The organism is Clostridium sp. ETTB3 (genome assembly GCF_053571985.1).
Genome location: NZ_CP199832.1, coordinates 1200203 through 1224322 on the forward strand (window position 1 = coordinate 1200203; position 24120 = coordinate 1224322).

17 protein-coding genes are annotated in these 24120 nt (G+C 25.1%); 12 read left to right on the forward strand and 5 right to left on the reverse strand.

What is annotated here, in order from left to right; all coding sequences use genetic code 11:
- Nucleotides 1-42 precede the first annotated feature (42 nt).
- A complete protein-coding gene (locus tag ACUN06_RS05880; RefSeq protein WP_331893284.1) occupies nucleotides 43-942 on the reverse strand; it encodes an AraC family transcriptional regulator in 900 nt (299 codons plus the stop codon).
- A gap of 135 nt (nucleotides 943-1077) precedes the next feature.
- Here ACUN06_RS05880 and ACUN06_RS05885 point away from each other — a divergent pair, with 135 nt between their 5' ends.
- Both ACUN06_RS05885 and ACUN06_RS05890 read left to right on the forward strand, forming a co-directional pair.
- The gene (locus ACUN06_RS05885) at nucleotides 1078-3414 is read left to right on the forward strand and encodes a glycoside hydrolase family 31 protein (protein ID WP_449390208.1); all 2337 of its coding nucleotides are present in this window, start codon (nucleotides 1078-1080) and stop codon (nucleotides 3412-3414) included.
- 183 nt (nucleotides 3415-3597) lie between these two features.
- Nucleotides 3598-6750, forward strand: coding sequence for an SNF2-related protein (locus ACUN06_RS05890; protein WP_449390209.1), 3153 nt, complete (start codon nucleotides 3598-3600; stop codon nucleotides 6748-6750).
- Between the two features lie 119 nt (nucleotides 6751-6869).
- Here the strand turns inward: ACUN06_RS05890 and ACUN06_RS05895 are convergent, their stop codons facing one another.
- On the reverse strand, nucleotides 6870-7598 hold the full coding sequence (locus ACUN06_RS05895; protein WP_291734216.1) for a phosphatase: 729 nt from the start codon (nucleotides 7596-7598) through the stop codon (nucleotides 6870-6872).
- 406 nt (nucleotides 7599-8004) lie between these two features.
- Here ACUN06_RS05895 and yjeM point away from each other — a divergent pair, with 406 nt between their 5' ends.
- Nucleotides 8005-9528, forward strand: coding sequence for a glutamate/gamma-aminobutyrate family transporter YjeM (gene yjeM, locus ACUN06_RS05900; RefSeq protein ID WP_449390210.1), 1524 nt, complete (start codon nucleotides 8005-8007; stop codon nucleotides 9526-9528).
- Nucleotides 9529-9580: 52 nt separating this feature from the next.
- Here yjeM and ACUN06_RS05905 read toward each other — a convergent pair whose 3' ends face one another.
- A complete protein-coding gene (locus ACUN06_RS05905) occupies nucleotides 9581-9775 on the reverse strand; it encodes a hypothetical protein (protein ID WP_291736220.1) in 195 nt (64 codons plus the stop codon).
- Between the two features lie 315 nt (nucleotides 9776-10090).
- On the opposite strand from ACUN06_RS05905, the gene glgA reads away from it, so the two are divergent.
- The gene (gene glgA, locus ACUN06_RS05910) at nucleotides 10091-11545 is read left to right on the forward strand and encodes a glycogen synthase GlgA (RefSeq protein WP_449390211.1); all 1455 of its coding nucleotides are present in this window, start codon (nucleotides 10091-10093) and stop codon (nucleotides 11543-11545) included.
- Between the two features lie 117 nt (nucleotides 11546-11662).
- Here the strand turns inward: glgA and ACUN06_RS05915 are convergent, their stop codons facing one another.
- Nucleotides 11663-12259, reverse strand: a complete 597-nt coding sequence (locus ACUN06_RS05915) for a hypothetical protein (RefSeq protein WP_449390212.1) — start codon at nucleotides 12257-12259, stop codon at nucleotides 11663-11665.
- 184 nt (nucleotides 12260-12443) lie between these two features.
- On the opposite strand from ACUN06_RS05915, the gene ACUN06_RS05920 reads away from it, so the two are divergent.
- The 3 genes from ACUN06_RS05920 to yqeC all read left to right on the forward strand — a co-directional run bounded on the left by ACUN06_RS05920 (nucleotide 12444) and on the right by yqeC (nucleotide 14203).
- On the forward strand, nucleotides 12444-13067 hold the full coding sequence (locus ACUN06_RS05920; RefSeq protein ID WP_294124431.1) for an HAD family hydrolase: 624 nt from the start codon (nucleotides 12444-12446) through the stop codon (nucleotides 13065-13067).
- Between the two features lie 14 nt (nucleotides 13068-13081).
- The gene (locus ACUN06_RS05925; RefSeq protein ID WP_294162249.1) at nucleotides 13082-13279 is read left to right on the forward strand and encodes a hypothetical protein; all 198 of its coding nucleotides are present in this window, start codon (nucleotides 13082-13084) and stop codon (nucleotides 13277-13279) included.
- Nucleotides 13280-13450: 171 nt separating this feature from the next.
- Nucleotides 13451-14203: a selenium cofactor biosynthesis protein YqeC gene (yqeC, locus tag ACUN06_RS05930; RefSeq protein ID WP_449390213.1), complete on the forward strand. Its 753-nt coding sequence runs from the start codon at nucleotides 13451-13453 to the stop codon at nucleotides 14201-14203.
- Between the two features lie 635 nt (nucleotides 14204-14838).
- On the opposite strand, the gene ACUN06_RS05935 is transcribed toward yqeC, so the two are convergent.
- Nucleotides 14839-16851: a penicillin-binding transpeptidase domain-containing protein gene (locus ACUN06_RS05935; RefSeq protein ID WP_449390214.1), complete on the reverse strand. Its 2013-nt coding sequence runs from the start codon at nucleotides 16849-16851 to the stop codon at nucleotides 14839-14841.
- A 163-nt stretch (nucleotides 16852-17014) separates the two neighbouring features.
- On the opposite strand from ACUN06_RS05935, the gene ACUN06_RS05940 reads away from it, so the two are divergent.
- From ACUN06_RS05940 to ACUN06_RS05960, 5 genes are all read left to right on the forward strand, one after another.
- The gene (locus ACUN06_RS05940; RefSeq protein ID WP_294397069.1) at nucleotides 17015-18325 is read left to right on the forward strand and encodes an MATE family efflux transporter; all 1311 of its coding nucleotides are present in this window, start codon (nucleotides 17015-17017) and stop codon (nucleotides 18323-18325) included.
- Between the two features lie 66 nt (nucleotides 18326-18391).
- Nucleotides 18392-20584, forward strand: coding sequence for a DNA topoisomerase III (locus ACUN06_RS05945; RefSeq protein WP_294397072.1), 2193 nt, complete (start codon nucleotides 18392-18394; stop codon nucleotides 20582-20584).
- Between the two features lie 227 nt (nucleotides 20585-20811).
- Nucleotides 20812-22065, forward strand: coding sequence for a protein translocase subunit SecD (gene secD, locus ACUN06_RS05950; protein ID WP_294397075.1), 1254 nt, complete (start codon nucleotides 20812-20814; stop codon nucleotides 22063-22065).
- 6 nt (nucleotides 22066-22071) lie between these two features.
- The gene (gene secF / locus ACUN06_RS05955) at nucleotides 22072-22944 is read left to right on the forward strand and encodes a protein translocase subunit SecF (protein ID WP_294367129.1); all 873 of its coding nucleotides are present in this window, start codon (nucleotides 22072-22074) and stop codon (nucleotides 22942-22944) included.
- 299 nt (nucleotides 22945-23243) lie between these two features.
- A complete protein-coding gene (locus tag ACUN06_RS05960) occupies nucleotides 23244-24098 on the forward strand; it encodes a DHH family phosphoesterase (protein WP_294367131.1) in 855 nt (284 codons plus the stop codon).
- Nucleotides 24099-24120 lie beyond the last annotated feature (22 nt).

Consider the following 24120-nt stretch of genomic DNA (forward strand, 5'->3'; position numbering starts at 1 on the left):
AAAGAAAGTTAAAAAACTTTTTCAAAATATAACATTTCATTTTTATTTTAAAAGAGAACTATTTAATAACCTAAATTCCTTTGGAGTTAATTTGTATTTTCTTTTAAAAAGCTTATTAAAATAAGATAAATTATCAAATCCTACATCTAAGGAAATGTCAGTAATAGGCATATTACTTGAAGTAAGTAAAATAGATGCCTTTTCTAATCTAAGATTATTTATATATTGTATACAAGTTAATCCTATATGTTTTTTAAAAAATCGCATAAAGTGATATTCACTATAATCACAAAGAGTAGCTAATGTATTTATTGAAATATCTTCAGTAAAATGCTCATTAATATAGTTTAAAATTATTTTAATTTTATCTGTAGTATTAAATGTTAGTGAACTTTTAGTTGATTGTTTATTTATTAAGTTATTTTTATAAAGAATTGAAAATAAGTTAAATAAAAGTGATTTTAGTTCAAGTTCGTATGCAATTTCTTTTTCATAGTAGCAAAAAAGTATATATTCTATTAAAGACAAAATTTTATTATAGCATGAATTATTTTTATTAATTAAATAAGGAAGCTCATGTTCATGGTTTAAAATAGGTGCTATGTATTTAAGTAAGGTACCATCAGTATCTGAACTTTTAAGCATATTCATATTAAATACAAAAGAAACCCAAGTCATTGTATTTTCAGGTATTAAATTAAATGAATGAAGTGCTTGAGGGGAAACTATTAGTATATCCCCTTTGTTAATTGTAAATTTATCTAAATCAATTCTATAATCGCAACTTCCATCAATAACTATTATAACTTCAACTTCCTCATGCCAATGAACAGCAATAGAAGGAAAACTAGTGCTTATAGTACCCTTATATATTGAAAATGGCAATATAAAATCTCCATGGCATGTGTTTTCTTTTAGTTTTGTAAATTTTAATTTATCCATAAAATCTCCAATATAGCATTATTATTTTAATAAGTGTTAGTATATTACAAGTATTTTCTATTTCTTATAATTATAATAACATTATAATTAAATTATTTAAATGATTTAATTGAGTATAAAAGGGGGAAATGTATAATGATGGGTAAAATTTTAAATTATGAAGTTAATGAAAATATAGTATTAGTAAATTATAAAAATATTCAATGTATTGTTACAATAATTAATGATTCAGTAATTAATTTTTTTGCTCCTATATTTAGAAAAGAAAAAAATTCTAAGGCAGTAGAAAATTTAAAGTGTAAAAAAATTAATTTTAATATAGAAAAAAAAGATGATTATTTAAATATAAAAACAGCTAAATTAGATGTAAAAATTTATGATGACTTTAAAGTTGATATCTTTAAGTTAAATGGTGAGCCATTATGTAGAGATTTTAGAGGAGAAAGAAATCCATTTAGAAGATTAGGAGCTGATTTTTCTTTAGCAGCAGAAGAAGGTCATAAATTGGAAGGACATGAAGATTTTAAGGTATATGTATCAAAAGTAATGGAAAATGATATGTATTTTTATGGGTTAGGAGAAAGAACAGGTTCTTTAAATAAAAAGGGATATCATTATAGAAATTGGAATACTGATGATCCAACGCCACATGGAGAAACATATGCTCAATTATATAAATCAATTCCATTTTTAATTGCTATTAAAAATAATGAAGCAAGTGGTATTTTTTTTGATAATCATTTTGAAAGTCACTTTGATATGGGAAAAGAAAATTCAAATTATTATTATTTTGGAGCAAAGGATGGCAATTTAGATTATTATTTTATTTATGGACCAGAAGCAAGTGAAGTTGTAAATGAATATACTAATTTAACAGGAAAAACACCATTGCCACAGCTTTGGACATTAGGATATCAGCAATGCAGATGGTCATATGCTCCAGAACAAAGAGCTTTAGAAATTGCAAAAACTTTTAGAGAAAAAAATATACCATGTGATACTATTTATTTAGATATTGATTATATGGATGATTTTAGAGTATTTACTTGGGATAATAAGAAATTTAAAAATCCAAAAGCATTTACTGATGAATTAAAAAGTATGGGATTTAAAGTTGTTACAATAATAGATCCAGGAGTTAAAGTTGATAAAGGTTATAAAATTTATGATGAAGGACTTAAAAATGGATATTTTGCAACAGATAAGGATGGAATGGTATATAAGAATACTGTTTGGCCTGGGGATTCTGTTTTTCCTGATTTCATGAATTCACAAGTTAGAAAATGGTGGGGAAACAATCAAAAAATAATGTTTAATTTAGGGATTGCAGGAATATGGAATGATATGAATGAGCCAGCAAGTTTTAATGGACCATTACCTGAGGATATAGTATTTAATAACGATGGAACTTTAGTTACTCATAAAGAAATTCATAATGTTTATGGACATATGATGGATAAGGCAACTTATGAAGGAATTAAGGAAGCTACTAATAAGAGACCTTTTGTAGTAACAAGAGCATGTTATGCAGGAACTCAAAAATATTCAACTGTTTGGACTGGAGATAATCAAAGTACATGGGAACATTTAAGAATGTCGTTACCAATGTTAATGAATATTGGGCTTAGTGGAATGGCCTTTTGTGGAACTGATGTGGGAGGGTTTGGATTTGATTGTACTGGAGAACTTTTAAGTAGATGGGTGCAAGTTGGAACATTTACTCCATTATTTAGAAATCATTCTACAATAGGAAGTAGAGAGCAAGAGCCTTGGGCTTTTGATGAGATTACAGAAGAAATCAATAAAAAATATATTAAACTAAGATATAAATTTATTCCTTACTTATACGATATGATGCATAAATGTGAAAAAAGTGGGGCGCCAATTATAAGGCCTTTATTATATAATTATCAAAATGATAAAAAAACATATGAAATTAATGATGAATTTATGTTTGGTGATAATGTATTAGTTTCTCCGGTTGTGGAACAGGGTGCAAGACAAAAGCTTGTTTATTTACCAAAGGGTAATAGCTGGATTGATTATTGGACAGGAGAGGAATTTGAAGGAGGACAATATATTATCAAAGATGCCCCTTTAGATATTTGTCCTATATACATTAAGACAATGTCAATTATATCAAATGGTGAAGATGTCAATTATATTGGAGAAAAAGATACTGAGTGTTTAAATTTAAGTATATATTTATGTGATAAAAAAGGTGAAGGAAAATATATTGCTTATAATGATGATGGTGAAAGTTTTGATTATAAGAATGGAAGATTTAATGAATATGAATTTATATTTGATTTAAATGATAATTTAAATATAAAAATGAATAAAAATATTGGATATGAAAATAAATATAAATCAATAGAATTTACATTGCATAATTTTAAAAATAATAAAAAAGTATTATTTAATGAAAATGAAGTAAAGTTAAATAATAATAAGTTTAAAGTAAATTTATAAAAAAGTTAATTTTACAATGCTTTATAATAAGTATGTAATTTTATAAATGACCACCTTAAAAAAATACGAGGCAATAAATAAGACTCGTATTTTTTTATTATTTAAATTATTATAGGTAGTATTAATTGAAATAATAAGGTATGCTATAATAATTTATTACCATTAAGAAAATGAGGTGAAGATGTGAATTTAAAAACACTATTAGATACATTATTGTCATTAGGATCAAATATTAGTATTAAAGAAGGTAAAGAAATTCATAAATCTAAATTAGTTTCTAACTTAAATAGTAAGAAAATAAATAATGTTTATCATATATATTCTAAGGTAAGTGAAGAAGATGAATCAAGAGTTTATAGTTGTCATATTAAGTATGATTTAATGAATGAAAAAGTTATAGGAACAACTTGTACTTGTAATACATATGAGGAGTTTTCAAGATATAAAAAAAATTATGTTTGTAAGCATATAATAGCAACAATATTTTCGTTTTATATAATTGCAAAAAATAAAATTAAAAAGCATAGTAATGAAATTAAAGGTGTTAAGAAGATAAAAGAAACAGCTACATATTTTAATAAAGAAATAAGGCTAGATTTAGAAATAAAAAGTTTCAATGAAAAAAATAAGTTTATACTTGATATCCAATTTAGAATTGGGGAAGGAAAAACCTATTTAATACCAAGATTAAATGAATTTTTTAATGCAAGAGAAAGTAAAAATCCACTTAGAATTAATGCAGAATTTTTATTTAATCCTAATAATATGAAGTTTTCAAAAGATGATGAGGAAATTTTAAATTTTGTATTTAATAAATTAAAAACTGATAATGAAGTTAGAATAATTGAAAATAAATATCTTAGATTAGGAAGTAATAATATAAGAGTATTTTTAAGTTTAATAAATAAAGATAAAAAAATAAAGCTTAATTATGATTATATTAATTATGAAAGTAATATTTATAATGAAAACATTCCACTTTCTTTTACATTAAAATTAGAAAATGAAACTATAAATCTTACAACTAAAAAGAAACTTCCTATACCATTAAGTAATAAGTTTGATGTTTTTCTTTATGATAGAAAAGTATATATTCCTAATATTAATCAATCAAATAAATATTTTGAGTTTTGGAAGGAATTAAGAAAAGAAGGTAAAATAGAATATAACTCAAAAGATATTGAATTTATTAAGAAAGTGAAAACTTTAAGTGAAATAAGTAAAGATGTATCAATTACAGAAGGAATAAGAAGAGGTTTAAGGAAGTTTTGGGTTCCTAAGATGATATTTTCAAAATCAGATAATACTATTAAATGTAAAGCTGTAGTATCTTATTTTAATAGGGATATTAATATTCTAGATAATGAAAATAAAGAATTTTTTAGAGAACAATATTTAGAGGATAAAATAGATAGAAGTCTTGAGAGGACAAGGTTTATAAAGAAAAATAAGGAATATGTGTTTATTGGAACTGATGATGAATATTATCATTTTATAACAGAAGGAATAAAGGAACTTGGTTTAATTTCTAAAATAAGTTTTAGTAAAAATTTCAAAAATGGTGATTTAATAAGCTTTGAAGATATTGAGGCAACAATTGAAGAAAAAGAGGAGAACTTATATTTTAAATTTAATATTGAGAACATAGATTTTAGTGAATATAAAGATATACTTCAAGCATTAAATGAAGGTAAAAGTTATTATAAAAGCAAAAAAAATAAACTTATTGATTTAAAAGGAATTGGAATGAGAAACTTCTTAAATATGCTTGATAATTTAGTATATAATAAGGAATTAAATGAAGGAATATTAGAAATAGATAAAAACAAAACATTATTTTTAGAAAATGCTATACAAGAAAATGGATTATCATTTATTAGGGGAAATGAAATAATAAAATCTATAAGTGATAAGCTTTCAAATCGCAAAGATTATGAAATTGATGATATTAAGGGGCTTAAGGGAAAACTTAGAAGTTATCAATTAATTGGAGTAAATTATTTAAAATCATTAAGTGATTTGGGATTTGGAGGGATATTAGCAGATGAAATGGGATTAGGAAAAACAATACAAATTATTTCATTTCTTTTATCCCAAAAAGAATTGGAAGAAAAAAAACAAAGTCTTATTGTTGCACCAACCTCACTTTTATATAATTGGAAAGCTGAATTTGAAAAATTTGCACCACAAATAAATATTGGTATTATACATGGAAGTAAAAGCAACAGATTTAAGGTAATAAATAATATAAATGAATATGATGTTTTACTTACAACTTATGGAACTATTAAAAATGATATAGATTTTTATGAAAATAAAATTTTTGATTATTGTATAATTGATGAAGCACAAAATATTAAAAATCCAAAATCACAAAATACCAAAGTAATCAAAAAAATAAATACAAAAATAAAATTTGCTTTAACAGGAACACCAATTGAAAATTCACTTATTGAATTATGGTCTATTTTTGATTTTATTATGCCGGGATATTTATTTGATGAACTTGTTTTTAAAGAAAAGTTTGTTAATTCAACTAAAGAGAAAATAGAAGAATTAAAATTATTAATTAATCCATTTATTTTAAGAAGATTAAAGAAAGATGTTATTTTGGAGTTGCCAGAAAAAATAGAAAGGAAATATTATGTTCAAATGACTCCAGAACAAAAGCTTGCTTATAAAAATTGTATGAAAGATGTAAAGCTTAAGTTAAAACAAGGAGAAGAAGGTAAGATTGCTATTTTTTCATATTTAACGAGATTAAGACAAATATGTTTAGATCCATCATTAGTAAACAAAGAATATAAGGGGAAAAGTGGAAAATTTATGGTTGCAACTGATGTAATAAATGATGTAATTACTAATGGATATAAAATATTAGTATTTTCACAATTTACATCTGTATTGAAAAAGCTTAATGAAGAATTAATATCTAAAAAAATTAAAAGCAAATATTTAGATGGTTCAATAACAGCTAAAGAAAGATTAAAGATTGTAGAAGAATTTAATGAAAGTATAGAACCACAGGTGTTTTTAATCTCATTAAAGGCCGGGGGAACGGGATTAAACTTAACATCTGCAAAATTTGTTATGCATATGGATCCGTGGTGGAATCCTGCAATTGAAGATCAAGCAACAGATAGAGCACATAGAATAGGACAAAAAGATATAGTAGAAGTAATTAAGCTAATTGCCAAAGACACAATAGAAGAAAATATTATAAAACTTCAAGAAGATAAGAGGGAGATAGTAAATAGTGTTATTAGTGATGAAAGTTTAAATATAAATAATATTTCAAAATTAACTAATGAAGAAATTTTAGATTTATTTAAATAAATTAAAAAAATGTATTAGCTTAAGAAAAGTTTTATTCTTAGTAAGCTAATACATTTTTTATTTTAAGTAGAAATAGTAGCTATATTTCAAAGCACAAAATTATTTATAGGTTCTTAAAATTACAAATCTTGCAATCTGCCCTTACTTTTTAAATGAGCAATTAATTTATCAGGTTCATTCATTATAAGTTCTTTAGGCATTTCTATTTTATTTAATAATTCAATTGATTTAGAAAAATCACAAATTTTTAAATTAATGTGAGCATCAGAAGTTAAAATAACTTTTGTACCATGCTTTTTACAAAGAAGAGCCACCTTTTCACAATTAACATTGCTACCAATTCTTGAACCTCCAGATAAAGAACTGTTATTAATTTCAATCATAATATTATTTTCTTTAGCTTTTTTAACAATAATATCATAATCAAGTTCATAATTAGGATTTCCAAGATGACCTAATATTTCTAGCTTATCATATTTATATATTGCATTTAAAATAGCGTTAGTATTTTCTTCTAAGGATTTTGGTTCAAATACAGGTTCGTGAAAAGAAGCAATCATATAATCTAAATTTTTCATAGCATTGTTAGGAATATCTATGTTGCCATCAACATCTAATATATTAGCTTCACATCCTTTTAAAATTATTACATCATTTATTATTCTTGGAACAACCTTTAAATTTCCAAAGTACCAATAATGTGGAGAGCCAGGCATAGCAGGTCCGTGATCAGAAGTACCTAAAATTTTAATTCCTTTTTTGGAACAAAAATCAATATTTTCCATAAGTGTGGTATATGCATGTCCACTAACTATAGTATGAGTATGCAAATCAGATAAGTAATTCATAAAATTCTCCTTTTATTATGTTATTAAAATAAGTATATATTAAAGTATATTTATTTTTAACTTAAACTGCAATAAGTTGATAATTAAATTATGTAAAATTAAAATTATATGTTTAAATTATATAAAAAAATCAAATCATAATGTATGAGTAAGATAATTTTAAAAAATATAAATTTAATAATTTACTATGATAAAGTAAAATTAGAATATAATAAATTAATTTAATTTATATTAATATATATTCAATTTAATTAATGAAATAATAATAAAAATTTAATTTAATTATACATTAAATAATACTTTATAAAAATAATAATGTGGAAATAGTAAATTTAATTTGGTAATATATCTTTTATAAAAAATTAACAAGTTTTTTTATGTTGAATTAAACTAAGGAGGAATTTTTATGGGAAAGAATAATAAAGGCAAATTAAGTTTGATGGCATTAATACTTATGATTTTTACGTCAGTATTTGGATTTGCCAATATTCCAAGAGCATATTTTCTTATGGGATATTCAGCTATTCCTTGGTATATTTTTGGAGCAATATGCTTTTTTATACCATATGCATTTATGATGGCTGAATTTGGAGCTGCATTTAAAGATGAAAAAGGTAGTATTTATGTTTGGATGCAAAGATCGGTAGGAAGAAAATTTGCATTTATAGGTACATTTATGTGGTTTGCATCATATATAGTTTGGATGGTAAGTGTTTCATCATCAATTTGGATACCACTTTCAAATTTAATATTTGGAGAGGATAGAACTTCAACTTGGTCATTATTTGGATTAACTTCATCTCAAACATTAGGAATATTAGGCGCTGTTTTTGTAATATTAATTACATTTTTATCATCAAGAGGAATTAAGAGTATTGCAAAGGTAGCATCAATAGGAGGAATATTTGTAACAAGTGCAAACTTATTATTAATTATTGGATCATTAATAATATTTTTTGCTAATGGATTTAAGGCTGCACAACCATTAAATATTTCTGAATTTGTTAATTCTCCTAATCCAGCATATGGAACTGTTTTAGCAGTATTAGGATTTTTAGTTTTTGCAATATTTGCTTATGGGGGATTAGAAGCAGTTGGAGGCCTTGTAGACCAAACAGAAGATGCTAACAAGAATTTCCCAAAGGGAATAAAAATATCAGCAATAGTAATAGGTGTAGGATATTCTTTAGCAATATTAATGGTTGGATTATTTACTAATTGGCAAGAAGTACTTTCAGCATCTAATGTAAAAATGGCTAATGTTGCATATATAGTAATTAAAAATTTGGGAGTAGAACTTGGAAAGGTATTTGGATTATCATCTCATGGAATTGAATTAATGGGAATGTGGTTTGCTAGATATATTGGTTTAGCAATATTTTTAGCATTATTAGGGGCATTTTTTACATTAATTTATTCACCATTAAAACAATTAATAGAAGGTACACCAAAAGAAATATGGCCAGAAAGTTGGACTAAAATTAATGAAGAAAATGGAATGCCAGTAAATGCTATGTGGATTCAATGTATAACTGTTGTAGCTATTATTGCAATAGTTGTAATAACTGGAGGGAAGTCTTCAAGCTTTTTAGATTATTTAATACTTATGGGGAATGTTGCAATGACAATACCTACTATGTTTTTAGCAGTTGCATTTATTTATTTTAAAAAAAGTGATAATATAAAGAAAACATTTATTTTCTTTAAAAATAAAACAGTTGCAACAATATGGGCTATTATAGTAACTATTACAGTTGGTTTTGCTAATATATTTACAATATTACAACCAGCAATTGAAAGTAAGGATTATGTTTCTACAGGATTTCAATTAATAGGTCCAATAGTATTTGGATTAATTGCATTTTTCTTAATTACAAGATATGAAAAAAAATATGGCAGTAAAGATGATTCAATAGATAAAATTGCATAATAAAATAAATTAAAGTACTAAGTTAAATTTAGCTTAGTACTTTAATTTATTTTTATAACTCATTTACTTCTATATCTTCTAATAAGTGTTTATATTTTAAAAATTCTGCATATAGAGAATCGATACGACGTTCAAGCAATTCTCTTTGTGTTATTTGCTCTGTTTTTTTTAAATCACTTGTAAGTTTTTGAATTTCTTCATCAATTGACCACATTTCTTTCATAATTTCATAAGCATTATGTTTCATAAAAATCTCATCCCTTTTTAATTATAATATAGAAATATTTTTATTAATGTTATTATAGCATATTATAAAAATATAGACAAATATTTTACCAAATAATATATTTATTAACAAAATGGTAAAAATAATGGAAAAAATAAAGTGAAATATCATTTAAAAAGGTTTACAGAAAGAATGTTAATAAATATTAAAAAAATGAAAAAATATTATTTCAAATAAATGGAATTATGGTAAAATATTAGTGATATTTATGTTAATAATATTATAGATAAGTAAAGTACATGATATGAAAGATTAAAAATGGAGGGATTTTTAAAAATGAAAAAAGTACTTTTTGTCGCTTCAGAAAGTGTGCCTTTTATTAAAACGGGAGGACTAGCAGATGTTGTAGGATCACTTCCTAAATCATTTCCAAAAGAAGAATTTGATGTAAGAGTCGTGATACCAAATTACATGTGCATACCATGGCATTATAGAAGTGATTTTAAATATATTACACATTTTTATATGAATTTAGGTGATGTTAATGGAAGTGAATATGTTGGAGTTTTAACAACTCAATATGATGGAATAACTTTTTATTTTATTGATAATCAACATTATTTTAATGGAAGTACTCCGTATGGAGATACTAGATTTGATATAGAAAAGTTCTGTTTTTTTAGTAAAGCAGTTTTATCCATGTTACCAAGTATTAATTTTAGACCTGATATAATACATTGTCATGATTGGCAAACTGGAGTTTTACCGGTTTATCTTCACAGTATATTTAGAGATAATCATTTTTATGATAATATAAAAACTATTATGACAATTCATAATTTAAGATTCCAAGGAATTTGGGATATAAAGACATTGAAAAGTATAACTAATTTCCCTGATTATGTATTTAGACCAACAGATATGGAGTATAAGAAAGATGCTAATATGTTAAAAGGCGGAATGATTTATGCTAATTATATAACTACAGTTAGTAATACTTATAAAAATGAAATTCAAAGTGAATATTATGGTGAAGGACTTGATGGTGTTGTTAGAGAAAAAAGTGGAGGATTATATGGAATTTTAAATGGAATTGATTATAATGAATATAATCCAGAAACTGATAATGAAATATTTAGTAAATATAATAAATATAGCTTCATAGAAAATAAAAAAATAAATAAAAGAGCATTACAACAAGAATTAGGATTAGAACAAGATGATAACAAGTTTATGATTGGTATAATATCAAGATTAACAGATCAAAAAGGTGTAGATTTAATTGCACATGTATTAGAGCAAATAGTAGATGATTATACTCAATTAGTAGTGCTTGGTACTGGTGATAAAGGATATGAAGATATGTTTAGATATTTTGAATGGAAATTAAAAGGTAAGGTTTCAGGAAATATTTATTTCTCTAATAATAGGGCACATAAAATATATGCAGCAGCTGATGCAATGCTTGTTCCATCAAGATTTGAACCTTGTGGATTAACTCAATTAATAGCATTAAGATATGGAACCGTTCCTATTGTAAGAGAAACAGGTGGATTAAGAGATACTGTTGAACCTTTCAATATTTATTCTGATTCAGGTACAGGATTTTCATTTGCAAATTATAATGCACATGAAATGCTTAATACAATAAATTATGCTAAGCAAATATATTTTGATCATAGAGATAAATGGAATGGAATAGCTTTTAGGGCAATGGAAAAGGATTATTCTTGGAGAAATTCAGCACAAGAGTATTCAAAGCTTTATAGAAGATTAATGGGTGAATGGTAAAAACATGGGGATGTCTCATTAAGAATAAACACTACAATATATTGTGTTGATTTTTATTTTTTAAAATAATATATTGTGTATAAAATTTTTAGTAAGACAACCCCATGTTTTTTTGAATCAAATTTTATTTGTATTTTTAGAACTTCCTAATAAAAATCCAATGCAGCTAGCAATTAAATCCCTAAATTGAATTATTGTTGGATTTGTATCTTCAGAAATTAAATGAAAATCATGTGCTATAAGCAATGAACCTAAGGTAATTATACAGACACTTAAAGCAATAATCACTTGTAAAGTTCTATTACATATATAATATTTAGATTCTGTTTGAACAGTAGCCGATTTGTTTTTTGTTTTAAATTTAGAAGTAACATTATTATTATTATTATTATTATTAGAAGTTTTTAAATAATCATTTATATTAATATTATCATCTGAAGTAACAGTAATTTCAGTTTTAGAGTTTTTTTGTTGACTTCTATTATGATTTAAAAAGTTTTCACTTAAAAAATATCCAAAAATAGAAGCTACAGTAGTACGAACTATTACACAAATTGTAATTTCATTGCTGCTCACTGGTTCAGGTGTAAATAAATTATAAACACATTGAACTAAAAGAATAGAAATTATTATAATTAAAGCCTTGTCACTAATGGCTATTTCTTTCCAACATTTAATAAGAGCATAAAATATTGTGTTTTTGAAAATTTTCATAATATCACCATAGTTGTGAAAATATAGTTTATCAATATAGTTTATTAATATAGTTTATTAATATTTTTTATATGTGTTACAATTAATTTAAAATATTATTAAGTGTAATAAATGTAAAGTTATGATGATAACAATATAAAAAAATGATATAATAATTAAGAAACTAAGGTTAAGGAGAAGAAAAATGAAGGTTGATGGTATAATATTTGATTTAGATGGAACATTATGGGACTCAACAAAAGAAGTATCTAAAACATGGACTAGCATAGTATCTAAATATAATTTAAAAAGAAAAGAAGTAAGCATAGAAGATTTAAAGCCTTGTATGGGGAAACTATTAGATGAAATAGCTGAAATATTATTTCCAGGAATAGAATCAAAAGTGCAAATGAAAATAATAAATGAATGCTGTGAATATGAAAATGAATATTTAAGTAAGCATGGTGCAACACTATATGATAAATTAGAGGAAACTTTAAGGGAATTATATAAAAATCATAAGTTATTTATTGTTAGTAATTGTGGTAATGGATATATTGAGAGCTTTTTTGAATCACATAAGTTAGACAAGTATTTTAGTGATTATGAATGTCCAGGAAGAACAGGATTAACAAAAGGAGAAAATATAAAATTAGTCATTAAAAGAAATAATTTAAAGAATCCTATATATGTAGGTGATACACAAGGTGATGCAAATGCAGCTAAATTTGCAGGGGTACCATTTATATTTGCAGAATATGGATTTGGAGAAGTTGAGCAATATAATGAATCAATAAAATCTTTTAATGAATTATTGAAATTAATATAATTAAGGAGAAAGAAATGATAACTAAAAAAAAGCTTAAAGAAGAGATAATTACTTATGATATAATTACATATAAAGATGATGATGGAAAAGATATTGAATATGTTGAAGTAACTTTAGTAGATAGAATAATCGATGTTTATATGGATACAAGAGAAGTAAATATAGGAATTTTAGCAAATAAAATATTAGAAGATAATTTATATAAAGAATAATTTATCTTTTATATAATTATTTTTGTATAAATAGTATTTTAATTAAAGGATGTAGAATGATTGTTTTATAATAAATCTTTTACATCCTTTAATTAATTAAAAAATATATTTATAAATATGGGAAAAGTTTATACAATTAATATAGATAATATTTAAATATAAGGAAGTAATATGAAAATTTTTAATTATTTAAATTATGAAGTAGAGCAAAAAAATTTCTTATATGAAGCTCTAGAAATAAATATTGAAGAAAAAAATATAATTTCTTTTGTTGGAGGAGGAGGAAAGACAACATCAATTTATACTTTAGCAAAAGAATTAAGTAAATTAGGAAAAAAGGTTGTAGTAACAACAACTACTCATATGCATATGCCAGAGGATTTTATAGATTTTAAAGGTAATGTAAATGAAATAATAGAAAGATTTAAAAGTGAAAATTTAATTACAGTTGGAATTAAGGATAGAGATGGAAAATTTGTAGGGGGTGGAGAAAAAATGGCAGAAAAATTAATAAATTTATGTGATTTTTTACTTATTGAAGCTGATGGAGCAAGGATGCATCCACTTAAGGCACCTGCAAATTATGAGCCGGTTATTTTAAAGAAGACTACAATGGTTGTTGGTGTTGCAGGGATAGATTCTTTATTTAAATCAATAAATAAAATTTGTCATAGACCAGAGCAAGTATGCAAAGTTTTAAGCAAAAATTATAATCATAAAATTAATACTAAGGATATAGCTAATATTTTAGGTAGTGAAGAAGGTCAAAGAAAAAATGTTAAAGATTGTTTTAATGCTGAATATAGGGCAATTATAAATAAAGTTGATAATGATGAACTTTTAATTTATGCAAAAGAAATATGCAAATATTTATATGAAAATAATATAAAGGGTGTAATTACAAGCTATAAACAAATTTATTAATAATTAATTTATTATGAAAATACTTTTAATAAATGAATATTTTAGTGATTTTGTTTATTAAATTGTTTTAAAAATTAAATATATAAAACAATAGATAATATTTAAGTCTTTTAATGAATTTTTATATGATTATTATAGATAAGAAATAAGTAAATATAAATAATTATAGTAAAAAATGTTGAAAGTTTGAATTATAAATTCTAGGCAATGCATTTTATGGATTTAATTACTGGTATTGTTTTATATAAAAATGAGTAACCTAATTAATGTAATTTTATTAGACTTCTTTGTTATGAAGTTTTAAATTAATTAATTTTATGGAGGTGAATTTTAATTTGGCTAAGAATAGAAATGAAAAAAAGCCTAAGCAAAAGAAAAAGGCTAAAGAAAAAACTGTTCAAATTAATGAATTAGATTAGAGGAATATAAGGGGCTGTCGCACTAAAATTTTTATACACAATATATTGTTTTAAAAATAAAAATTAATAAAATATATTGTAGTATTTATTCTTAATGCGACAGCCCATTAAATTTCAATTATTGTTATATTAAGAGTAGTAAAATTTATAAACAAAGAGATAATGAAGAAACTTAAAATGATTTTTTCATTACCTCTAATATTATTTAATATATAACTATCTAGTTAAATATTCTTCCATGATATTTTTAACCATAGGAATTGGAATGCTACTACCACCTCTATTTTTAACATCTTCAATAATAACAGCAATAGACAATTTAGAAGAAGTAGTATCTACAGCAACAAACCATCCATTTTCAGTTCCGTTATTATCATCTTGAGATGACTTTATTTCAGCAGTACCAGTTTTAGCAGCTATATTATATCCTTCAATTTTAGCTATATGAGCATGTCCATCTTCATCATTTACCATAGCAGAAAAGTCATCTATTAATGTTTGTAAATGTTCAGGTTTTATAGCGTTTTCTTTCCAAATAACATTTGTATTATTATTTGATAAAGTTAATCGTGGAGTCATAATATTACCGTTATTTGCGAGTGCGCTATAAGCTAGTGCCATATTTAAAGGTGTAACCATTAATTCACCTTGTCCATATCCAGTATCAGCTAATAAAATTTCATTATTTAAAATTCCTGTATTTGAAATACTAGAATTTGTCATAGGATATTCAAGATTCATTTTTTCACCAATACCAAAGCTTTTAATACCATTAATTAAATCTTCACTTCCTATTTTTAAAGCAGTTTGAGCAAAATAAATATTATCAGAATATTTTGCTGCTTCTCTTAATGATACAGGACTTATATTCTCAACCCTAGTTATAAAATAATTCCCCCAACTACTATCTTTTTGCCATTTTAATCCGTTTATTTCAACTTTTTCATTAGGATTTAAAGAAGTAGTATTTAATCCAATAGCAGCAGTTATAAGTTTCATTGTAGAACCAGGAGCATAAGTTTTATTAAATCTATTTATTGTATCAGAATAATTATTAGATTCTCTTTCAGCAGCTTTAGTTTTAGTTACATAAGTAGTAAACATATTAGAATCATAAGAAGGTGAACTAACCAATGCTAAAACTTCTCCAGTAATAGGATTAACAGCAGTAACAGCACCTTTTTCATTATTTAATTGAGCATAAGAATTATTTTGTAAAGCTGAATCAATTGTAAGTTCAACATCAGTTCCGTTAATGGTTTCTTTTTTTAATATACTTATTTCTTCAGAATTTCTTTTTAAATAAATTTCAGCTCCATCTTCACCGCGTAAAGTATCTTCAAAAACTTGTTCTATTCCAGCTTTACCAATTAAGCTTGTTGAAGTATATCCATCATTACTTTTATTTTCAAGTTCTTCAGCAGTAATATTTCCTACATAACCAATTAATCTTCCAAAAGCTTCACCACCATAATAAACTCGTGATGTTTTATTATTTATAATTATGCCATCTTCACTTTTATTGCTAAGAAGTTGCAATTTTTCATCTGTTGAAGTCATATTAACTATGGGTACAAAAAATTCAGGATTGGTATTTGCAGCCAATTTAGAAGTGATAGTTTCTTCACTTATATCTAATATATTTGCTAACTCAGTAATTTTTTCATTACGATTTTCTGTATTAAATTTTGAGGGATGAATTCCAACTACTGAAAGTTGTCCATCTTCTGCTAATATTTTTCCATTTCTATCTAATATTTTACCTCTTATATGATTTGAAGTTTTTACATAAACTTTATCACCTTTAATCATTTCAGGAAGTATTAAACTTTCATTCCATTTTATAAGGTATTTATCATTTTCCTTGTAAATATCTAAGTTAAAATTATTAAAACTGAAATCTCCAGCAATACAGTTTCCACTTAAAGTAAATGATGCAGTATAATAACCATCATTTTTAATAAGATCATTATTAAGAGAAATTTCTAAATTATTAAATTTAAGTGCAGAATAAACTGTGTTATATCTATTGATAAAGGTATCTTCATCAATATAATTTTTAGAATCTGATGTTAAAAGTGAATACATTCCAGCATAATCACCTAAAATCCATTTTTCAATATAGGAATTAAATACTTCATTATATTTGTTTATGTTTGAGCAACTAATTTGAAATATCAATGTTGAAATCAAAAATAATAATATAAGTAATTTGTTTAGTTTTTTCATAATTATCCTCCTTAGAATATGAATATAGGTTATTATACCATTTAATAGAATAAATACCAAATTATAAATTAATATAATAAAATAATTTATACATTATAAAATATATTGATAAGTTAAGGATAAATATATATAATCAACATATCAAATTTAGAATGGAGATAGTATGAAGAAAATAGATTTAACTAAAGGAAAAGTAATAGCTGTTATAGCTGCATTAGCATTACCTATAATGGGAAGTTCGCTTTTGCAGTTTACATATAATTTAATTGACATGATATGGGTTGGAAAACTTGGAAGTCATGCTGTTGCAAGTATTGGTTCATCAAGTTTATATGTTAACATTGGAAATGCATTAAACTCATTAGTTGTTATTGGAACAGGAATAAAAGTTGCACATGCAGTTGGCAAAAAGAATGAAAAGGAAATAAAAGAATATATTAATTCAGGAATAGTGATAAATATAATAATAGGTATTGTTTTTGGATTGATTTTAATTTTGTTAGGAGAAAAATTTATAGGATTTTTAAATTTAAATAATAGTGAAGTAGAAAAGAATGCTTATTATTATTTAGCTTTAAATGCACCAATTTTATTTTTTGCATTTTTTAATATGATGTATACAAGGATATTGGGCAGTTTTGGAAATAACAAATTGGCATTTAAAATAAATGGGGTTGGTGTTGCTTTAAATATAGTTCTTGATCCTATATGTATATATATATTTAAACTTGGAGTTGTTGGAGCTGGAGTAAGTACTTTAATAGCAAATATTATAATGTTCATTTTATTTAGAATGAATGCAAATGAAATACTTACTTATAAATATAATTTAAAAATTAATTTTGAAAAAATAAAAGAAATAATAAAACTTGGGTCACCTATGGCATTTCAAAGAGTATTGTTTACTGTTATAAATATTATTTTAGCTAAGATAATAGCTATATTTGGAGCAGAAGCAATTGCAGCTCAAAAAATAGGAGTTCAAATAGAGTCAATTGCATATATGATAATTGGAGGCTTAAATGGAGCAGTAGCAAGTTTTACAGGCCAAAATTTTGGTGCTGGAAAATTAAAAAGAATAAAAGAGGGATATAAAAGCGCATTGATAGTTGGGATAAGCTATGCAATATTGATGGCTATAATATTTTTTTTATTTAATAAACAATTAATTAGGATATTTATAAATGATGAAGCTACAACTGTGATTGCAGCAAGTTATTTAAGCGCAGTAGCATTTTCACAAATATTTAGTGCTATTGAAATGATATCAAATGGTATGTTTACTGGTATAGGTAAGCCTAAAATTCCTGCAACAATTAGTATTATATTCACAAGTTTTAGAATTCCATTAGCAATATTATTAATTAAGCCTTTTGGAATAAGTGGAATTTGGATTAGTATTTGTGTATCTAGTATTTTAAAGGGAATAAGTTCTTACTTAATTTATGAAGTTAAAATTAAAAGGAATCTTTAGAAAGTATGTGATTTTAAAGAATTATGATATAATTAGTTAGAGTTTTAATAGGAAGAAGGATTAAAAATGAGTAAAATATTAGTATTGGCAGAAAAGCCATCTGTAGGAAGAGATTTAGCGAAGGTTTTAAAGTGTAATAATAATAAAGGTTCATATATAGAGGGAAATAAATATATTATAACTTGGGCAATGGGACATTTAGTTGGTTTAATGGATCCAGAAGGATATGATAATAAGTACAAGGAATGGAAGATGGAAACACTTCCTATGTTGCCTAAGCACATGAAATTAGTGATATTAAAGAAAACATCAAAACAATTTAATGAAGTAAAAAAGCAAATGAATAGAGGAGATGTAAGCGAAATAGTAATTGCAACTGACGCAGGAAGAGAAGGAGAACTTGTTGCAAGATGGATAATTGAAAAGGTTGGTATTAAGAAACCTATTAAAAGATTGTGGATTTCTTCTCAAACAGATAAGGCTATTTTAGATGGATTTAAAAATTTAAGAGATGGTAAGGAATATGAAAATTTATATAGAGCAGCTGTATGTAGAGCAGAAGCAGATTGGCTTGTTGGACTTAATGTTACAAGAGCTTTAACTTGTAAGTATAATGCTCAATTATCAGCAGGAAGAGTTCAATCACCAACGTTAGCAATGATTGTACAAAGGGAAGAGGATATAAAAAACTTTAAGCCAAAAGTTTATTATACAATTAATGCAAAAACTAAGGGATACACTTTGTCATGGATAAACAAGGATAATAATAATAAAATATTTGATGAAGAATTTGCAGATAAAATATCTAAAAAGGTAAATGGTGCAAGTGGTGAAATAATAGATATTAATAGTGTTAAGAAGAAAAAATATTCTCCAGCACTTTATGATTTAACAGAACTTCAAAGAGATGCTAATAAGATTTTTGGATATTCAGCAAAACAAACATTAAATATAATGCAAAGATTATATGAAAATCATAAAATTTTAACTTATCCAAGAACTGATTCAAGATATATTACTACAGATATTGTAGCAACTTTACCAGATAGACTTAAGGCAATTTCTATAGGAGAATATAAAATTAGTGCAGAGGAAGTTTTAAGAAAAAAGATACAAGGAAATAAGAGTTTTGTAGATAATTCAAAGGTAAGTGATCATCATGCAATTATTCCAACTGAGGAAAAGCCAATTCTTTCAAATTTATCATCAGAAGAAAGAAAAATATATGATTTGGTTGTTAAGAGGTTTTTAAGTGTTTTATTACCTCCATTTGAATATGTACAAACAACAATAATAGCTAAAGCTGAAAATGAGAAATTTATAGCAAAGGGCAAAGTTATAATATTTAAGGGATGGAAGAAACTTTATGATAAGGTTGAAGAAGAGGTAAATGAAGAAGATATAAAAGAACAAGTATTACCGCAATTAAATAAAGGTGATAAGTTTGTTATTGAAAAAGTTTCATTAAATAAGGGAGAAACTAAGCCACCAGCAAGATTTAATGAAGGAACTCTTTTATCTGCTATGGAAAATCCACATAAATATATTAATGTAGGAAAAGAAGCTGCAAAGACTTTAGGTGAAACTGGAGGACTTGGAACAGTTGCAACTAGAGCTGATATTATTGAAAAATTATTTAGTTCGTTTGTTATTGAAAAAAGAGGAAAAGATATAGTGCCAACATCTAAAGGTAAACAATTAATAGAGTTAGTTCCAACTGAATTGAAATCACCATTACTTACAGCAAAGTGGGAAAGACAATTAGATGAAATTGCAAAAGGAAAAAGGAATTGGGATAATTTTATAAGAGAAATGAAAAAATATTCAACTTCATTGGTTATAGATGTTAAAGAAGCAAATAGTAAATTTGTTCATGATAATAAAACAGGAAAGAAGTGTCCTAATTGTGGAAAGTATCTTTTAGAGGTAAAGGGCAAGAATGGAACTATGAATGTTTGCCAAGATAGGGAATGTGGATATAGAGAAAATGTATCAAGAAAAACTAATGCACGATGTCCTGAATGTAAAAAGAAACTTGAAATAAGAGGTCAGGGAGAAGGTAAAATTTATATTTGTACTGGATTAAATTGTAATTTCAGAGAAAAGGCATCTTCTTTTGAAAAGAGATTTGATAAAAAAGAAAAATTAAACAAGAAAGAAACTCAAAGAATAATGAAACAAATGCAAAGGGAAGCAGAGGAGGTAAATGACAATCCATTTGCAGCATTATTAGGAAATATTAAATTTGATGATAAATAAATGTATTATTTACTAATAGTTTGTTATAAGTAGTAATATTATTTTTATGTAAAGTGATATTTGAGTTTCATATATAATAGAAAAAATAATAAACATTAAAGTAATTTTTAGTGAAATAAAGTTGAAATATATATATATAATAGAGAAAAAATTGAAGTTACTTGATATTGAAAAGTATACATAATATAATTGATATTGAAACAAAAAAGAAAAGAAAGGGGAAAACCATGAAAAAAAGACATATAAAAGGTAGAAGTACTATACTATTTAGTCTTATATTAATTTTTATTGTTGTATTTGCTTATATAGGTAGTAAAGGTATTGAAATAGCAGGATGGGAATTTAAATCATTCAATAAGGCTATTACTAAAGGTCTTGATTTACAAGGTGGAGTTTCAGTTTTAATGGAAATTCAAGATGAAGATATATCAAATGAAGATGTACAAAAGACAAGACAGCTTATTGATTTAAGAGTTAATAAGCTTGGGGTTGCTGAAACATCAGTAACAGTAGAAGGAGATAGAAGAATAAGAGTTGAAATTCCAGGTAAATATGATTCAAAGGATTTAGTTGATAGTTTATCTAAAACTGGTAATTTAACTTTTAAAGATGAAGGTGGTAATGAATTATTAAATGGTTCAGATGTTGCAGAAGCAGGAACTATGCTTAATTCAACAACAAATACACCAGTTGTAACTTTAAAGTTAACAGATGAAGGTAAAGAAAAGTTTGCAGAAGCAACAAAAAATAATCTTAAAAAGAAAATTTATATCTATATGGATAATGAGAAAATTTCAGAACCAACAGTTGATTCTGTAATTTCTGGTGGAGAAGCAATAATAACAGGAAGTAAAACTATTGATGAAGCTAAAAATTTAGCTGGATTAATTAATGCAGGGGCACTACCTGTAACTGTTAAGGCTATACAAATTGAGAATGTTGGCGCTCAATTAGGTGCAGAAGCACTTCCAAATGCTATTAAAGCTGGATTTATAGGAATAGGAATTATATTTATATTTATGATTCTTTATTATAGGGTTCCAGGATTTATTGCTTGCATAGCATTAACACTATATGTTTGTTTAACATTATTAGTATTTGTTGAAGCTGATGTTGCATTAACACTTCCGGGAATAGCAGCATTTTTATTAACAGTAGGTATGGCTGTAGATGCTAATGTACTTATATTTGAAAGAGTTAGAGAAGAACTTAGAAATGGTATGTCTGTTAAAACTTCTGTAGATAAAGGGTTTGACAATGCATTATCATCAATAATTGACTCTAATGTAACAACTATTATAGCAGCACTTGTTCTTTATTTTATGGGAACAGGTAGTGTAAAAGGCTTTGCTGTTACTTTAATGATAGGTATTGTAGTAAGTATGTTTACTGCTATTATAGTAACAAAGTCATTAATGAAATTAGCCGTTAATATGGGACTATTAAAGTCTAATTGGCAGTTTAGAGTAAAGAGGGGGTAATGACATATGTTTAAGATTATAGAAAAGTCAAAGATTTGGTTTTCAATATCCCTTGCAATTATATTAATAGGTGTAGTTTTAATGTTTACTAGAGGATTAAACTTTGGTATAGATTTTAAGGGTGGTACTAAGCTTGTTGTTGAGTTTGGTGAAAATTTTGATAAAGTAGAGGCTGATAGTATAGTTAAAGAATATGCTACAGATGCAGTAACAAAAACTGTTGAAGGAACTCAATATGAAATTAAATCAACAGAATTAGATGAAACAAAAACATCAGAATTATTTAAGGCTTTAAAAGAAAAATACTCTTTAGAAGATACAGCATTAATTTCACAAACTCAAATAGGACCATCAATTGGTAGAGAGTTAACTAAAAATGCTTTAATAGCTGTATTAGTGGCTTGTATAGCTATGCTTGCTTATATAGCAATTAGATTTGAATTTGCTTTTGGTGTTGCGGCTATTATAGCATTAGTACATGATGTATTAATAACTTTATCAGTTTATGCAATATTTGATATACCAGTTAATAGTTCATTTATTGCAGCAATGTTAACAATTGTAGGATATTCTATAAATGATACTATAGTTGTATTTGATAGAATAAGAGAAAATAGTCATAGTATGAGAAGAAGTACTCCAACTGAAATTGCAAACATAAGTATTAATAAAACTTTAGCAAGATCTATTAATACTTCATTAACTACATTAATAGTTATAGGAGCAGTAAATGTATTTGTACCAACAGTAAGAGAATTTTCATTCCCATTATTAGTAGGAATAACTGCTGGAGCATATTCATCAATATTTATAGCATCACCTGTATGGGTTATTATAAAAGGTAAAATGAATAAAAATAAAACTGTTAAAACAGCATAATTAAAAAGAGAACTACTTAAATAAGTGGTTCTCTTTTTAATTATATTAGTAAGGTATTATTATAAATATAATATATTTGAATTAAAATTTAATCTTACATAAGAAATAATTTAAAAATTAGGTTTAATATGGATTTTATAAAGTTAAAATATTTGAATTTAAAATAGAAAATAAGGAAAAGAATAAAAAAACATAAGAAAAATCTTATATTATGCCATTATTTTTAAGAAAACATTTGTAATATAGAACAAATTACATTATAATATAGTTGTTTTCTTATTAATGTGGAGGAGTTTGTCATGCGTAAGTTTTGGGAAAGTATATATAGTCCAAATTACATAAGTGGATATAATCCCTTTATACTTAAAGATATGAATAAAGCAATAGAGCATATGGTATCAGCAATTAATAATAGGAAAAAAATTGTTGTTTATGGGATACCGAATGTAGATGGATTATGTGCTATTTCATCCCTTATACTGGTTTTGAAATATTTAAATGCAGATATTGAATACGTAGTCCATGATGAGGCTTCAGATAAATCGAAAATTATGAGTGAGGATATAATTAATAATGTACACTTTTTGGGTGGGGAATTACTTATAGCCTTAGGAATAGATTTAAAATCAAAAGAAGAAGAAGAGCTTTGTAAAAATCTTGGTATAGATTTGATAGTTATAGAAAATAAAGATGTAAATCATAATAGTAATTACCTATATGTAAATCCTAATCAAAAGGGGTGTCAATATAGGTATAAAAATTTATCAATTAGTGGATTAACTTTTAAATTAATGCAAGCAATTGCAACTTATTATAATATTAAAAGTATTAATAAGTATTTGGATTTAATTTTAATAGGTGAAAAGTGGGAAAGTACACCTAAAAAGGGTGAGAATTTTATTTTTATAAAAGAGGGAATGAAATTTTTAATTAATACAAATAATTATGGATTAAGGTCTATAATGGATTTTTATAATATGATTGTTATAAATGATGAAAGTATAGATAAAATTATAGATGTTATTACGCCAACAATTAATGTTGTTACAATGACAGATAATGCTAGAATTATAATAGAATTATTAATTACTAATAGAAAAGAAAGAGCGGAACAAATAACTAAGTATTTGAATAAGTCTAAAGAAAATGTATAATATAATTACAATAATAAATGGA